20 protein-coding genes are annotated in these 14,482 nt (G+C 68.3%); 7 read left to right on the top strand and 13 right to left on the bottom strand.

The features are described 5' to 3' along the window. Positions 1 to 26: 26 nt before the first annotated feature. Both B7L05_RS03225 and B7L05_RS03230 read right to left on the bottom strand, forming a co-directional pair. The gene (locus B7L05_RS03225; protein WP_085808766.1) at positions 27 to 620 is read right to left on the bottom strand and encodes an OmpA family protein; all 594 of its coding nucleotides are present in this window, start codon (positions 618 to 620) and stop codon (positions 27 to 29) included. Further along, positions 617 to 1,159: a hypothetical protein gene (locus B7L05_RS03230; RefSeq protein WP_085808767.1), complete on the bottom strand. Its 543-nt coding sequence runs from the start codon at positions 1,157 to 1,159 to the stop codon at positions 617 to 619. The genes B7L05_RS03225 and B7L05_RS03230 overlap by 4 nt, the downstream gene beginning before the upstream one ends. A 126-nt stretch (positions 1,160 to 1,285) precedes the next feature. Here B7L05_RS03230 and recQ point away from each other — a divergent pair, with 126 nt between their 5' ends. From recQ to B7L05_RS03255, 5 genes are all read left to right on the top strand, one after another. Next, the gene (gene recQ / locus B7L05_RS03235; RefSeq protein WP_085808768.1) at positions 1,286 to 3,049 is read left to right on the top strand and encodes a DNA helicase RecQ; all 1,764 of its coding nucleotides are present in this window, start codon (positions 1,286 to 1,288) and stop codon (positions 3,047 to 3,049) included. 253 nt (positions 3,050 to 3,302) lie between these two features. Continuing rightward, positions 3,303 to 3,737, top strand: a complete 435-nt coding sequence (locus tag B7L05_RS03240) for a TIGR01244 family sulfur transferase (protein ID WP_085808769.1) — start codon at positions 3,303 to 3,305, stop codon at positions 3,735 to 3,737. A 54-nt stretch (positions 3,738 to 3,791) separates the two neighbouring features. Next, positions 3,792 to 4,187 (top strand): hypothetical protein, encoded by a 396-nt coding sequence (locus tag B7L05_RS03245; RefSeq protein WP_085808770.1) that lies wholly within the window; start codon positions 3,792 to 3,794, stop codon positions 4,185 to 4,187. 36 nt (positions 4,188 to 4,223) lie between these two features. Beyond that, a complete protein-coding gene (locus tag B7L05_RS03250) occupies positions 4,224 to 5,129 on the top strand; it encodes a sterol desaturase family protein (protein ID WP_085808771.1) in 906 nt (301 codons plus the stop codon). An 87-nt stretch (positions 5,130 to 5,216) separates the two neighbouring features. Then, positions 5,217 to 5,666: a hypothetical protein gene (locus B7L05_RS03255; protein ID WP_256926581.1), complete on the top strand. Its 450-nt coding sequence runs from the start codon at positions 5,217 to 5,219 to the stop codon at positions 5,664 to 5,666. 75 nt (positions 5,667 to 5,741) lie between these two features. Here the strand turns inward: B7L05_RS03255 and B7L05_RS03260 are convergent, their stop codons facing one another. Beyond that, on the bottom strand, positions 5,742 to 7,346 hold the full coding sequence (locus tag B7L05_RS03260; RefSeq protein ID WP_085808773.1) for a cisplatin damage response ATP-dependent DNA ligase: 1,605 nt from the start codon (positions 7,344 to 7,346) through the stop codon (positions 5,742 to 5,744). Between the two features lie 51 nt (positions 7,347 to 7,397). Here B7L05_RS03260 and B7L05_RS03265 point away from each other — a divergent pair, with 51 nt between their 5' ends. After that, positions 7,398 to 8,240: a metallophosphoesterase gene (locus tag B7L05_RS03265; RefSeq protein WP_085808774.1), complete on the top strand. Its 843-nt coding sequence runs from the start codon at positions 7,398 to 7,400 to the stop codon at positions 8,238 to 8,240. 18 nt (positions 8,241 to 8,258) lie between these two features. On the opposite strand, the gene B7L05_RS03270 is transcribed toward B7L05_RS03265, so the two are convergent. From B7L05_RS03270 to B7L05_RS03285, 4 genes are all read right to left on the bottom strand, one after another. After that, the gene (locus tag B7L05_RS03270; RefSeq protein ID WP_085808775.1) at positions 8,259 to 8,444 is read right to left on the bottom strand and encodes a DUF1328 domain-containing protein; all 186 of its coding nucleotides are present in this window, start codon (positions 8,442 to 8,444) and stop codon (positions 8,259 to 8,261) included. Positions 8,445 to 8,450: 6 nt separating this feature from the next. After that, a complete protein-coding gene (locus tag B7L05_RS03275; protein WP_085809075.1) occupies positions 8,451 to 8,948 on the bottom strand; it encodes a Dps family protein in 498 nt (165 codons plus the stop codon). A gap of 94 nt (positions 8,949 to 9,042) precedes the next feature. Further along, positions 9,043 to 9,597 (bottom strand): TMEM165/GDT1 family protein, encoded by a 555-nt coding sequence (locus B7L05_RS03280; RefSeq protein WP_256926582.1) that lies wholly within the window; start codon positions 9,595 to 9,597, stop codon positions 9,043 to 9,045. Between the two features lie 21 nt (positions 9,598 to 9,618). Then, positions 9,619 to 9,957 carry a hypothetical protein gene (locus tag B7L05_RS03285; protein ID WP_256926583.1) on the bottom strand — a complete coding sequence of 113 codons (339 nt, stop codon included), beginning with the start codon at positions 9,955 to 9,957 and terminating at the stop codon, positions 9,619 to 9,621. A gap of 303 nt (positions 9,958 to 10,260) precedes the next feature. On the opposite strand from B7L05_RS03285, the gene rpmG reads away from it, so the two are divergent. Next, on the top strand, positions 10,261 to 10,428 hold the full coding sequence (gene rpmG, locus B7L05_RS03290) for a 50S ribosomal protein L33 (protein WP_028967260.1): 168 nt from the start codon (positions 10,261 to 10,263) through the stop codon (positions 10,426 to 10,428). 120 nt (positions 10,429 to 10,548) lie between these two features. Here the strand turns inward: rpmG and B7L05_RS03295 are convergent, their stop codons facing one another. The 6 genes from B7L05_RS03295 to B7L05_RS03320 all read right to left on the bottom strand — a co-directional run bounded on the left by B7L05_RS03295 (position 10,549) and on the right by B7L05_RS03320 (position 14,482). Further along, the gene (locus tag B7L05_RS03295; RefSeq protein ID WP_085808778.1) at positions 10,549 to 11,271 is read right to left on the bottom strand and encodes a GIN domain-containing protein; all 723 of its coding nucleotides are present in this window, start codon (positions 11,269 to 11,271) and stop codon (positions 10,549 to 10,551) included. A gap of 40 nt (positions 11,272 to 11,311) precedes the next feature. Then, entirely contained in the window at positions 11,312 to 12,043 is a 732-nt protein-coding gene (locus B7L05_RS03300; RefSeq protein ID WP_085808779.1) for a head GIN domain-containing protein, read from the bottom strand. A gap of 62 nt (positions 12,044 to 12,105) precedes the next feature. Next, positions 12,106 to 12,831 carry a GIN domain-containing protein gene (locus B7L05_RS03305; RefSeq protein ID WP_085808780.1) on the bottom strand — a complete coding sequence of 242 codons (726 nt, stop codon included), beginning with the start codon at positions 12,829 to 12,831 and terminating at the stop codon, positions 12,106 to 12,108. Between the two features lie 128 nt (positions 12,832 to 12,959). Beyond that, on the bottom strand, positions 12,960 to 13,493 hold the full coding sequence (locus B7L05_RS03310) for a CarD family transcriptional regulator (protein WP_085808781.1): 534 nt from the start codon (positions 13,491 to 13,493) through the stop codon (positions 12,960 to 12,962). Between the two features lie 292 nt (positions 13,494 to 13,785). Continuing rightward, positions 13,786 to 14,127, bottom strand: a complete 342-nt coding sequence (gene fdxA / locus B7L05_RS03315; RefSeq protein WP_085808782.1) for a ferredoxin FdxA — start codon at positions 14,125 to 14,127, stop codon at positions 13,786 to 13,788. A 61-nt stretch (positions 14,128 to 14,188) separates the two neighbouring features. Beyond that, positions 14,189 to 14,482: a S4 domain-containing protein gene (locus B7L05_RS03320; RefSeq protein ID WP_085809076.1), complete on the bottom strand. Its 294-nt coding sequence runs from the start codon at positions 14,480 to 14,482 to the stop codon at positions 14,189 to 14,191.

Raw genomic sequence — 14,482 nt, forward strand, 5'->3', positions numbered from 1 at the left:
GGATCAGCCGACCCGGTGCGATTCGATCACCGCGGGATGTTGACGACGACGCGGCGGTTTCGCGCCCGGCCGTCCGGATCATCGGTGCCGTCCGGGCGCGCATTGGGTGCGATCGGCTCGGCCTCACCGCGGCCGGCGGCGACGAACGCGCGACCCGCCATGCCCGGCTGACTCTTCAACCAGGCGACCACTGCTTCGGCGCGACGCGTCGACAGGTCGAGATTGTACGCTTCCTCCCCCTTCGCGTCGCTGTGCCCGACGACGCTGATCTCGCCGGGTCCGCCCTGACGCACCAGATCGGCCGCGCGCTGCAAATTGGCCTGCGCCTCCGGGGTCAGCGTCGCCTCGTCGAACGCGAACAGCGTGTCGGCGGCGAGCTGGACGCGCGTCTGCATCGCGGTCCGTTCGACCACGAAGTCACTGACGGCGCCGCTGAGCGGGCTCGTCGTCCCGCTCAGCGCACTGACGGTACCGATCTGCCGTGACGGCGCGGTCGGCGTCGCGGCGGGTGCTGCCTCGGTAGGTTGCTCTACCGCGGCGTCCGGTGCCGGCTTCCCGCATGCTGCAAGGCCGATCGCCGCCGCGCCTGCCAACGCCCAACCTGTGGGCCGACGGATCATCGCGTCACCGGCACCGCATCGAACGGCGCCACGCCGGGCAGCGCGATCGACACCGTCTTGCTGGTCGCGGGCGGTGCGGGGAATTTGAACCACACCACCGAAGGGGTGCGCCAGCTCTCCGGGCTCACGCTCGTGCCGTTCGATTCGAGCGGCGCCGCCATGTACTTCCCGGCGTTGTCCTTCAACACGCCGATCCGCTGCGACGTCGCGTCGTCGATCACACTGACGTCCTCGATGCGCATATGCACGCAACACGTGCCGCCCGAAAAGGTCATCGACACCGTCAGGATATCGCCGGTGACGGCGACGCGGTTCAATGCGACGTTGTTCCCCTTCGGCCCCGGCTGCGTCTGGATCGCGGGTGCCTGGATCTGCGCCACCGGCGAAGCGCTCGGCGTGGCTGCGGGAACGAGCTCGCGGGTCACGCCGGCGCCCCCCGCCGATACATCATCTTTGGTCTCGGATGCAGAGGCGTTCGCCTGCGTGTCGTCACGCGGGGCGGAGCATCCCACCAACGCCGCGGCCACGATCAGCGACATGCCTCCCCACGTCCTGCGCATCGATTCTCTCCCGAAATGACGTCGGATCAATGCCCGGCGCCGATCCGTGGTTCCCGCCTGCCGGCTGGTTGCCGCCCCCGCCTCCCCCGCCTAGAGCCGCCGGCAATGGCCGCCGATCCCGTTCCCATCCTTCAGAAGCTGTTTGGTTTCCCCGATTTCCGCGGTGTTCAGCGCCAGGTCGTCGACCGTGTCCTCGCAGGGCAGTCGACGCTCGCGGTGATGCCGACGGGCGCGGGCAAGTCGCTGACGTATCAGCTGCCCGCCACAATGCTCGAGGGCACCTGCGTCGTCGTGTCGCCGCTGATCGCGCTCATGCACGATCAGCTGCGCGCGGCGGAGGCGGTCGGCATCCGCGCCGCGACGCTCACCAGCGTTGACGAGAACAAGGCGGAGACGCGCGGCCGCTTCCTCGATGGCGCGCTCGACCTGCTGTATATCGCCCCGGAACGCGCCTCGACCGGTGATTTCCGCGAGCTGCTCGATCGCGGCCGCGTCGCCTTGTTCGCGATCGACGAGGCGCATTGCGTCAGCGAGTGGGGGCATGATTTCCGCCCCGATTACCGCCTGCTGCGCCCGCTGCTCGATCGCTTCCCCGATGTCCCGCGCCTCGCGCTGACGGCGACCGCCGACGCACATACGCGGGCCGACATCCTCGAACAGCTCGGCATCCCGCACGACGGGATGATCGTCGCGGGTTTCGACCGCCCCAACATCCGCTACGCGATCACGCCGCGCGACAATACGACGCGCCAGATCGCGGACCTGATCCGCGACACGCCCGGCGCCGGGATCGTCTACGTCCCCTCGCGCGCTGGTACCGAGAAGATGGCCGACGCGCTGCGCACCACGACGGGGCGCCCGGTGCGCGCGTATCACGCCGGGCTCGATCCGGAAGTGCGCCGCCGCAACCAGGCAGATTTCGTCGCCAGCGAGGACATGGTGATCTGCGCCACGGTCGCGTTCGGCATGGGGATCGACAAGCCCGACGTGCGCTTCGTCGCGCACGCCGGCCTGCCCAAATCGATCGAGGCCTATTACCAGGAAACCGGCCGCGCCGGGCGCGATGGCGATCCGGCGGTCGCGCATCTCTTCTGGGGCGCAGACGATTTCGCCCGCGCGCGCCAGCGCATCGGCGAGGTCGAGCCCGCCCGCCAGCCCGGCGAGCGTCAGCGGCTGAACGCGCTCGGCGCGCTGGTCGAGACCGCAGGTTGCCGCCGCCGCATCCTGCTCGCGCATTTCGGCGAGCACCCGCCCGAGACATGCGGCAATTGCGACAATTGCCTCTCGCCCCCCGCCGCGATCGACGCGACCGAGACGGCGCGCAAATATCTCTCCGCGGTGTTCCGCACCGGGCAGAGCTTCGGCGCGACCTATGTCGAGGAGGTGCTCACCGGCAAATCGAGCGAGCGCAGCCTGATGAACGGGCACGAGGCGCTGTCGGTGTGGAACATCGTCGCCGGCGACGAGGCGATGCTGCTCAAGCCCGTCGGGCGCGCGCTGCTGCTGCGCGACGCGCTACGCGCCAATCATCACGGCGGGCTTGAATTCGGCCCCGCCGCGCGCGGCCTAATCAAGGGTGAGGACAGTTTGAAGCTCGTCGTCCCGCCCAAGCGCGCGCGCCGCCGCCGCGGTGATCAGCCAGCCAATCCCGTCAACGATCCGCTGTTCGACGCGCTGCGCAACCGCCGCCGCGAGCTGGCGCAGGAGGCTGGCGTCCCACCCTACGTCATCTTTCACGATTCGGTGCTGCGCGAGATGGCGGCACTCCGGCCCGCCACGCTCCACGCGCTCGGCCGCCTGACCGGCATCGGCCAACGCAAGCTCGATGCCTATGGCGAACCCTTCCTTAGGGTGATCCGCGAGAATTAGCCGCCGTATCGATCGACCAGCTCTACCGATCGGTTGAACGCCCACACGCAACGAACCGGACTCAGCGATTTCCGCCGTTGACGTACGGGTGCTCGCTTTGCCATCGCCACAGCGGCTGCTCGAGATCCGACGCCGCCCGTCTGCCCCGTCGCCGCCACGCCGGCTCGATCGATACGCCGCGCCAACCGGAATCGCCGAAACAGGCTCGACGAAGCGGTTCTCCCCCGCGCCAACCTGCGCTAGGAACGATGCCATGCTCGACATCCGCCGCATCGACGATCGCGTCTCGGTCGCCCCGCAGATCGCCCCCGAGGATATCGCCGCGATCAAGGCCGCGGGCTTCGTCGCGATCGTCAACAACCGGCCCGATGGCGAAGAGGGCGGCCAGCCGACCGGCGACGCGATCCGCGCCGCCGCCGAGGATCACGGCCTCGCCTATACCGCCATCCCCGTGACGCATGCCGGCTTTTCGATGCCGCAGGTCAGCGCGATGATCGATGCGCTCGCCACCGCGAGCGGCCCGGTGCTCGCCTACTGCCGCTCGGGCACCCGCTCGTGCAACCTTTGGGCGCTGGCGCAGGCGGGGCTCGGCGCCGATGCGGAGGCGCTCGTCACGCAGGCGCGCGGCGCCGGCTACGACATCTCGGGGCTGCGCCCGCTGATGGATGCCGTAAAACCCGCCGAGTAAGCGCGCGGCATCGATCGCCGACGCGTCATCCTTCCTCCCGACCGATCGCCCCGCATGAATTGGATCGTCTTCGCCGCCTCGCTCGCCGCGGTGCTCGCGCTCGCCGGGCTCGCTGCCTGGCTCAAGCTCGGCGGTACCGACCGGCGGCTCGCCGATCCCGAGCAGGTCATGCTCGCCGCAGAAGAATCGCTTCCTGGTTTCGTCGCGCAGTCCGCGGCGGTCGGCAGCGACGGGCGCGCCGCGCTGATCTTCGGCGACGGCATGCGTATCGTCGTGGTGAAGGCACATGGCGCCCGCATCGCGGCGCGCGAGATCGTCTGGCGCGACGTGCGCGCGACGCATGAGGGGATGGTCGTCGCCACCGGCGAGCGGCGCTTCGGCGAGGTCCTCGTCGCCGGGGTCGACAATCTCGACGTCCGCCGGCTGGCGCCGCAACTTACACGCGTGTAAGCACTTCTTCATAACAGGAGAGGCTTGCCGCGCACCATGGCGCTACCCGACCCCGTGAGCCTGGCGGTGCCGGGCTTCGTCCTGCTCGTTCTCGCCGAGATGGTCGTCGCCTGGGCGAAAGACCGGACGCGCTACGAAGCGCGTGATACGCTCACCTCACTCGGTCTTGGGCTCGGCAGCACCGTTGCCGGCGTCCTGTCGGCGGGCGCGGTCTTCGCGCTCGCCACCTGGCTGCATCGCTTCCGCCTCTTCGACATCGGCTATGCATGGTACTGGTTCGTCGTCGCCTTCGTGCTCGACGATCTCGCTTACTACCTTTTCCACCGCTCGGCGGATCGCGTCCGCTGGTTTTGGGCGAGCCACGTCATCCACCACAGCTCGCAGCACTATAATCTGTCGACTGCGCTGCGTCAGACGTGGACCGGCTTCTTCAGCCTCGCCTTCCTCTTCCGGCTGCCGCTGTTCCTCCTTGGCTTCCCGCCCGCGATGGTGTTCTTCGTCGCCGGGCTCAACCTCGTCTACCAGTTCTGGATCCATACCGAGGTGATCGGCCGGCTGCCTCGCTGGGTCGAGGCGGTGATGAACACGCCCTCACACCACCGCGTCCACCACGCCACCAACCCGCGCTATCTCGATCGCAACTATGCCGGCGTATTCATCGTCTGGGATCGCCTGTTCGGCACGTTCGAGCCCGAACGGGATGACGATCGGCCGCGCTACGGCATCGTCCATCAGCTCGGCAGCTTCAACCTTTTGTGGGCCGCGTTCCACGAATGGATCGCGATCGCGCGGGACGCATGGCACGCGCCGTGGGGATCGAAGCTCGGCTACCTCTGGCGCCCACCCGGCTGGAGCCACGACGGCTCGCGCGCCACCAGCGAGACGCTCAAGGCGCAGTGGCTGACGCGCGAGGAGGCACGGCGGCCCGATCGTTCGACCTGAAATTCACGGCTAAGCTACAGTAAGCCGGCTGTCACATGGCAGTGGCAGGGTGCCACAAGGGGGGAGTCGACGATGAAGCGGACACTTGTGACGATCGCGATCGCTTGCATGGCGGCGCCGGTTCAATCCGCGGCGCAACCATCTCCAGCCGCGTCGTCGCGGCTGTCGCCAGTGCAAGCGGTCATCAACGCAGCGGAAATGCCGCGTGGGATCGGCGGCGTGTTCGAGATGGTTGTACGCGCGACGGGCAGGCAGGGCGGCTTTCTATACCTCAACTCCGAGAAGGATTATCGCGACCCCCGAAACCTGACGATCGTGATCGCACTGCCGCAGGAGCAGGCGCTGGTCGAGCGCCTGGGACAGCCGGTCGAAAGTCATCTCGTGCGCAAGGTGATCGCCGTCCGCGGCGTCGCTCGAAAAACGAGGATCGACTTCACGGCCAATGGGCAGCCGACGGGGAAATACTATTTCCAGACGCACCTCGTTCTCAGGTCGGCACGCGATCTCACGGTCGAAGGTGAACGCTCGATCCCCTGATCATGTATCGATTGATGCCGCACGGTCCCCTCCCTGGCGGACACCATCCGCCCGCACCTCGCGAGGGCCGGTCCCTCACGTCACCAGTTTCTCCAGCGCCGCCACCGTATCCGCCTCCGCCGCAGGCTTGTCGGTCCGGATGCGCGCGATCCGCGGGAAGCGCATCGCGACCCCCGACTTGTGCCGCTTCGACGCGTGGATCGAATCGAACGCGATCTCCAGCACCAGCGTCTTCTCCACCTCGCGCACCGGCCCGAACCGCGCGACCGTCTTGGTCCGCACGAACTTGTCGAGCATCTTCAGCTCCTCGTCGGTGATCCCCGAATAGGCCTTGCCCACCGGCAGCAGCTCGCCGTCCGCGGTCCAGCAGCCGAAGGTATAATCGCTGTAGAAGGACGATCGGCGCCCACTGCCGCGCTGGGCGTACATCATGACGCAGTCGGCGGTCAGCGGATCGCGCTTCCACTTGTACCACAGTCCCGCGCGCCGCCCTTGCACATAGGGCGAATCGCGCCGCTTGAGCATCATCCCTTCGATTGCAGCGTCGCGTGCGCCGGCGCGAATGCCCTCCAGCGCGGTGAAGTCCGCCGCCTCCACCACCGCGCTCACGTCGAAGCGATCGGGGTCGAGCCGCGCGGCGAACGCCTCCAGCCGGGCGCGGCGCGCGTGCCACGGCAATTCGCGCAGATCCTCCGCGCCGTCGAACAGGATGTCGTACAGCCGCACGAAGGCGGGCGCTTCCTCGAGCATTTTTGCCGACACGACCTTGCGCCCAAGCCGCTGCTGCAGCGCGTTGAAGCTCGCCGCGCCGCCGCCGTCCTCCAGCGTGCCGCCCTGCGCCTCGCCCTTCACCAACAGTTCGCCGTCGACCACGCCATGCGTCGCGAACGCTGCGGCGACATCAGGAAACGCCCGCGTCACGTCGTCACCGGTGCGGCTGTAGAGCCGCGTCTCGCCGCCGCCTTCACCTGGCACATGGACGATCTGCACGCGGATGCCGTCCCACTTCCACTCGGCGACATAGTCGGTGAGGTCGACGCGCAAATCTTCCAGCGGATGCGCGAGCATGAACGGGCGGAACACCGGCACATCGGCGGCGGTCGGCTGCTCGCCGCGCCCCTCGGCCCAGGCGAACAGCGCGTCGTACGGCGGATCGATGCCGTGCCACACCTCCTCCACCGCCTCCACCGCGATGCCGAAGGCATCGGCCAGCGCCTGCTTTGCTAGCCGTGCGGACACGCCGACGCGCAGCGCCCCCGTCGCCATCTTGAGCAGCGCGAACCGCTCTTCCGGATCGAGCACGTCGAGCATCGCAGCGAGCGCCGCCGGCGCCTCGCCGCGGGGCAAGTGCATCAGCCGATCGACCACCGCCGATACGCTCAGCGGCGGCACGTCGGGCAGCACCTCGGGCGTCGGCCACAACAGCGACACCGTTTCTGCCGAATCGCCTACGAAGTCGCGGCTCATGCGATAGAGGACGGGATCGATCCGCTCCTCGATCAGCCCGCGGATCACCGCCGGCTTGACGCCCGGAATGTCGAGGTCGCCGGTCAGCGCCGCCATCGCCCAGCCGCGGTCTGGATCGGGCGTCGCGCGCAGATAGTCGCCGATTAGCTTCAGCTTGGCGTTGCGCGACCGCGTATAGATCAGTGAATCGAGCAGCTGGGCGAAGGCGTGCATGGCACAGCCAACGCATGGCACCGCGGTTGCGCTCCGGCTATCGCGTCGGGCATGCCGCGTGCGTCCGCTCTGCTCCGCTATCTCGCCGGCGTGTCGATCGTCGTCGTGCTCGCGATCCTCGTTGGCGGCTGGCGCGCGGCGCATCGCGATCCGGTCATCCGCCGCGTGACGCTGTCACTGCCCGATTGGCCGCGCGGGGCGCCGCCGATCCGCGTCGCCCTCGCCAGCGACATCCACGCCGGCGGCGGCGCGATGCCGGCGGATCGTCTCGTGCGGATGATCGACCGGATCGCCGCGACGAACCCTGCGCTGGTGATTTTGGCGGGCGATTTCGTCGATGGGCACGAAGGCCGAACCGCGCGCGCCGCCGCCCCATCGCTTGCCGCCGCGCTTCGCCGCCTGCACCCACTGCTCGGGACGATCGCGGTGCTCGGCAACCACGACAATGACAGCGATTCCGCCGCGGTCGCGCGCGCGGTGCGGGCGGGCGGTGCGACCGTGCTAGAGAACGAGGCGGCGGTGCGCGGTCCGCTGGTGATCGGCGGCGTCGGCGACGCGTACAGCGGGCACGATCGCGTGGCACGCACGGTTGCGGCCATGCAAAGCAAACCCGGCGCGCGGCTGTTCGTCACCCATTCGCCTGACGTGGCGACCAAGCTGCCACCCACCGCCACGCTGCTCGCCGGCCACACGCACTGCGGCCAGATCGTGCTGCCGCTGATCGGCGCGCTGTGGGTGCCGTCGCGCTACGGCAACCGCTATCGCTGCGGCATCGTGCGTGAGGGTGGACGCACGCTCGTCATCACGGCGGGCCTCGGCACCAGCATGGTACCGGTGCGCATCGGTGCGCCCCCCGACATCTGGCTCGTCACGCTTGGTCCGCGACGCAACTGAAGCGTCGCGGCCCTGCGATCAGTCGATCGCGTCCTTCACCGTCTTGCCCGCGACCAAGCCGAGCACCAGCAGCACGGCAAAAATCGCGATCGCAACGAAGAACAGGATCTTGGCGATACCGACGAACGCGCCGCCGACACCGCCAAACCCCATCGCGCCCAGGATCAGCCCGAGCACGAGGAAGATCAGCGCCCACTTCAGCATGGCGCGTCAGGCCTTGCGGCTGGCTTCGAACAGGAACCAGGCGCGCTCCTCGGCCTCGTCGGTCCAGTCGTCGACGATCCCGCTCGTCGCATTGTCCTTCGCCGCATCGGCGGCGTCCTTTACCACGCGGAAGCTCTCGACCAGCTTAAGATTGTCCTCGCGCAGCTCGGAAAGCATCTCGGCTGCTGGCACGAAGTCACGATCGTTGTCAGTGATCGTCTGCCGGCGCGAGATATCGCCAATCGACCGCAGCGTGACGTTGCCCGTCTTGCGCACGCGCTCGGCGATCGCGTCGGTCACGCCCAAGATCTGCGTCGCCTGATCGTCGAGCAGCAGGTGGTAGTCGCGAAAATGCGGCCCCGAGACGTGCCAGTGAAAATTCTTGGTCTTGAGGTACAGCGCGTAGCAATCGGCGAGCGACGAGTTGAGCGCATCGGCAACCGACTTGACGTCGTTGCGCTGCAGGTCGGTCGGGGTCTTCAGCTGGGGGGCAATATCGGCCACGGTTTCGGCTCCATCAGAACGGTTCGTTGCGACAACGGACCGATCGTAGAATCGCTCCACGCAAGCCGGCGATCGCGATCATCGCGCCCGCCGATCAGATCAACCGCACCGCCGACAGGCCGAACACCACGCCCGCGATCACCAGCAGGGCGGCGGTGGTCCAGCGGATCGCGCGCTGCGGCAGCGCGAGCCACTGCCGCTCGCCGATCAGCGCCGCCGGCGCTGCCACCGCCAGCGCGCCGATCGTCGCACCGATCGCGGCGAGCCACGGCAGCGTGCTCCCCGCCGCCAGCGCGGCGACGATGAACTGCATGCGATCGCCGAATATCATGATCGCAAGGCCCAATACACTCGTCCCCCACGAACCGAGCCGCCATCCCTCCAGCCGATCGGGCGAGGTCGCGCGCAGCGTCGTGCTCGCCCCCGCGAGCACCAGCGCGAGCGCAAGCAGCAGCAGCCGCGCATTAGGCGTCAGCAGCGGCGCGATCAGCAGTGCGCCGAGGACGCCAAGCGCGTAATTCGCGGCGAGGCCGGCGGCGGTCGCGGCGATCACCAGTCCCGGCGCCCGGAAACGATCGGCTAGGATCGCCGCCAGCCACGGCGTCTTATCGCCCGCCTGACAGATCGCGCCGAGCACCAGCGCAGCCATCAACTCACCCATCGCAAACGATCACGCTGCGAAGCGCACCTGGCAGGCCGCGGCGAACGCGGCGGATGCTGCCGCGTCCTGCCGGTCGCTGCCGACCGCTTCGCGCAGGATGCCGAGCCAGCCATGGACGAGCGCGCCGCGTTCGCCGCGCGCCAGCGCCGCTTCGAGCAGCTGCGCGACCGTCACCGCGGGCAGCATCTGCGCACGGTGCGCGGTGCGCCGGATCGCGTCGATATCACCCGCGATCACGCCGGGCCGCGCCCGCCACTCGATCGCGCCGATGCGATGCAGCAGCTCTGCGCGCACGTCCTGCAAACCGTCGTTGGTCATCGCCTGCCCCTCCTCGGATCGACGTGGCATGCCGCCGCATCCCGATCATCATCGGTATCGCACGCGCGGCGTAAAGGCGGCGTTACTTAGCCAGCGCGGCACCTTCGGATAGAGAAGGAGTCCGGATAGCCAGAACAACGTTGTCCGACCCTTGGCGACGAGACACAACGCAGCACCTCCTGCCGACTCCGAGCATAATCCCTAAAGGTCAGGAAGCGCGCGCCCGGCTTGACTTGCCCCGCCCGATCCGCCATGCGGCGCAGCGTTGGAAGCGGCGCGCCCACGCTCGCCGCTCTTTTTTGTTTTGCTTCAAAAGAACAGGATTCGCGGGTCATGGCAAAGCCGACCACCGTCAAGATCAAGCTCGTCAGCACGGCCGACACCGGCTTCTTCTACGTCACCAAGAAGAACCCGCGCACCAAGACCGAGAAGCTGAGCTTCAACAAGTACGATCCCGTCGTCCGCAAGCACGTCGAGTTCAAGGAAGCCAAGATCAAGTAAGCGGCCGCGTCGCGCTGCGCCTCGAGCGCGGTGGCGATTCTGCGCGTTTCGATCGAGCCGTCGCCGCACCGCGGCGGCGGCTTTTTGCGTGACCGGCGCCGGTCGACGCGTGGCTGACCGTCAGCGCAGTTGGCCCGTACCGCCCCCCTCACCGCAGCGCACCGGGCCGCCGGCCGAGGCCTGTACCGTGCACTTCGCCTTGCCCGTCACCGTCACGCTGCCGAGCCCGGTTGAGGTGACCGCCGCTGTATAGCGCGCCGCCGCCCGCGTCTCGCCCGGGCCGTCCAGCCGCACCGTCAGATCATTCACCGCCAGATCCGTCGCGTCCATCGTTCCCGCGCCGTCGGTCAGCAGGCGCGCGCGGTTCGCTCGCCCGCCGAGCGTCACCGATCCCGCGCCAAGGATCGAAGCGTACAGCTGATCGGTATCGGCCTGCGCCACCGCGAGCCGCCCGCTGCCCGTGATCGACAGATCGATCCGCTGCGCCTTCATCCGATCGACTTTAACCTGCGCGCCCGCCGTCACGAACAGCGTCGTCAGCCGCGGTGTCGACAGCGATACCACCGGCGCGCTACCGTCACGGCGCAGCGGCGTCTCGCCCCACCCCCCGGTGCCGATCCGCACCGTCAGCGTCGTACCGTTGACCGCGATTGCGAGCCGCTCCAGCAGCTGCCGGTCGCCCGACGCCTTTGCGCCCGGCGACGTTCCCGTCACGATGCGCACCTCAAACGGCCCGTCGACACGCACGCGGTCGTAACTGCCGACCGAGAAGACGCGATCCGCCGCCGACGCCGGCGTCGCGGACAGCAGGAACAGGGCGAGCGGCAGCAGGCGAGGCGTCATGCGCGCACGTCGCACCAACCGCGCGCGCCGCGCAAGGGGTTCAGCCGCCGCAGCGCACCTCACCGGCGCCCATCTTGCTCGTCTTGCAGCGCGCCTTCGGCCCCAGATCGACGTCGCCGGATCCCATGATCGAAACCTTGGCGTCACCGTCCACCATCGCCTTGACGCTGCCCGATCCCGCAATGTTGATCGATGCGCCGCGCGTCTCGAGCCCGTCGCCATCGACATCCCCTGACCCCGCGATGTTGATCTTGAGCATATCCGCCGTGCCGCGTGCCGCGGCGCTGCCTGATCCGGCGATCGACAGGCCCAGCGCCTCCACCGCCACTCTGCCCAGCGTCATGCTGCCCGATCCCGCGATCGCGCCGTCGAACGCGCCGCCCTCGACGCGGTCGATGTTCATGTCGCCCGATCCGGCCAGGTTCGCCCCGGCGATACGCGGCATCGTTACGTAGATCTTGATGCCCTCACCGCTGTTCCAGTTGATGCCGCTCAGCCGCGCGCGCCCGACCCGCAGCGAATCGCCAATGCGCGCGATACGGATCTTGTCGAGCGTTTCAGCGTCGCCTTCGGCACGCACGGAGAAACCCGAGCCGACCCGCACGTCGATGTCGTCGGGGCCGCGCTGATCGATCTTGGTGAAGTCGGTCGCGGCATAGCTTCGCGTTGTGCCGCTCCCGCTCGCCGCGATCGCGGGGCCGTCGTCATCGTCGGACCAGCTGATGTTGCACGCGGCAAGCGGCATCAGCATTGCCAGGGTCAGCGCACGCATGATCGATCCTCCTCCTGTGTATCACTGTATTAATACACCAGCAGATCGCTCGCAACCCCGTTTCAGCTACCGCATGTCACGCGGCCGCTGCCCATCCGCGACACGGTGCACCGCGCCCCCCGACCAAGATCGACCGAGCCGCTACCGACCAGGGAAACGCTCGCCGTGCCGTCGACGCTGGCGCGCACGCTGCCCGACCCTGCCGTCGTCACCTCGGCACTGCGCGCACGAAGATCGGGTGCGACGAGGCCGCCCGAACCACCCGTCTTGACGTCGAGCCGCGCGGCCGTACCTGCCGCCGCGACGCTCCCCGATCCGCCGATCGCGACGTCGAATTCGTCGACCGCGATCCGCGCGAACGACAGCGCGCCCGATCCCCCGACCGCCGCGTTCAGCCGGCCGCCGGTCACCTGATCGACCCGCATACGCCCCGCCCCGCCGACCGACGCGCTGGCGAGCCGCGGCAGCGTGACGGAGATGCGCACCTGCTGCTCCAGCCGCCAGTCGCCGTTGCGCGCACCCTTCGGCCGACGGAGCGCCAGCGTGTTGCCGTCGCGTTCGACGCGCAGCGCCGCGAGCGCTGCCGCCGGGCCGGTCGCGCGCACCGACCACGCCGGTCCGACGCGCACATCCACCGTCGCCGCAGTGCCGAGCGCCACTCCGTCGAACCCCTGCGCGCGATAGATCATCGCGTCGCCGCTGCGCTCGCCCGCAATCTCGACGCCCCCTCGATCCTGCGCGATCGCCTCACCGGCGAGGGGAAGCAGCAGCAGGGCAAGGAAGCGCATCGTTAGTCTCCAGCAGATTCGGGAAAACGATAGCCGCTTCGACTACGCTTGTAAACAATGAGCGCAGGACAAAGAAAAAGGGGCGCCCCCACCGGGAGCGCCCCTCGATCATCATCGGCGTGACCGGGTCAGGCCGCCACCTTGTCCTTGTTGTAGATCGCCGCTGCCGCCCGCAGGATCTCGAGGATCTTTTCCTGCGCCGCCGGCTCGTCGATCTGCTCCATCGCGGCAAGCTCGCGCGCGAGTCGGCTCGTCGCGCCCTCGAAGATCTGCCGCTCGGAATAGCTCTGCTCGGGCTGATCCTCGGCACGGAACAGGTCGCGGACCACTTCGGCGATCGACACCAGGTCGCCCGAATTGATCTTCGCCTCATATTCCTGCGCGCGGCGCGACCACATGGTGCGCTTCACCTTGGGCTTGCCCTTCAGCGTCTCCATCGCCTCGCGCATCGTCTTGTCGCTCGACAGCTTGCGCATGCCGACGCTCTCGGCCTTGTTGGTCGGCACGCGGAGCGTCATCTTCTCCTTTTCGAACCGCAGCACGTACAGCTCGAGCTGCATGCCGGCGATTTCTTGTTTCTGCAGCTCGATGACACGGCCGACACCGTGCTTGGGGTAAACGACGTAATCACCGACATCGAAATGCAGCGCCTTGGCAGCCATAGGAACCGGACCCTCGGGGTTGATCACGCCAGGGACGCGGAGATGCGCGGGCTGGTGCCCGCCCGTATCCGGCCTGCGCAAGCGTGAAGGGTTGAGCTTCTCCAGCGGACGCGAAAGAGCGATGCGTCCGTCGTGGTCTTATATAGCAGCGTTGCAGCAATATTACCAGCGCCGATCGGGCAGCATCGCTGGCGTTTTCACGCCACCACGAAAAACCGCCGCGCGGGATCGATCCCGGCGCGGCGGTTGACGGTCGCTCGGACCCTGACGGACGGGTGACGAAGCGCTGCGATCAGTCGCCCGCGCCCGGCTCGGCCGAAAAATACTTGTCGTACTTGCCCTCTTCGCCCTTGTGCTCGTCGGCATCGGCGGGGGTCTGGTCGCCCTTGCGCGTCACGTTGGGCCATTGGCTCGAGAAGGTCGCGTTGATCTCCAGCCACTGCTCCAGCCCGCTCTCGGTATCGGGCAGGATCGCCTCGGCGGGACATTCCGGCTCGCACACGCCGCAATCGATGCACTCGCTGGGATTGATGACGAGCATGTTCTCGCCTTCGTAGAAACAGTCGACCGGGCACACTTCGACGCAATCCATATATTTGCAACGGATGCACGCGTCGGTGACGACATAGGTCATGGCCGGTAAACTCCCCTCAGTCGGACTTGGGCGCTGCTGCTATGCCTGCCTGCCGCCAGCGTCAATCGCCCGCGCCTTCCTGCGATTCACTCTCGTCTGGCGCTCCGGGCTGCAGCTCGCGATAACATCCTTGCGCCTCGGGCGCTGGGCCGCGGCGCAGCGGCAGAGCCTCGATGCGGATGACGCGCACCGCGCCCGCCTTCACGAAGGTGACGATATTGCCGATTCGCACCGCGGCGTGCGCGCGGTCGATCACCCGGCCGTCGATCCGCATCCGCCCCGCCGCCGCCATTGCCTGCGCCGCGCTGCGCGTCTTGGCGAGCCGCGTGAACCACAGGTAGCGGTCGAGCCGCAT

This window comes from Sphingomonas sp. TZW2008, from assembly GCF_002117915.1.
In the GTDB taxonomy this organism is placed as follows: Bacteria; Pseudomonadota; Alphaproteobacteria; order Sphingomonadales; family Sphingomonadaceae; genus Sphingomonas.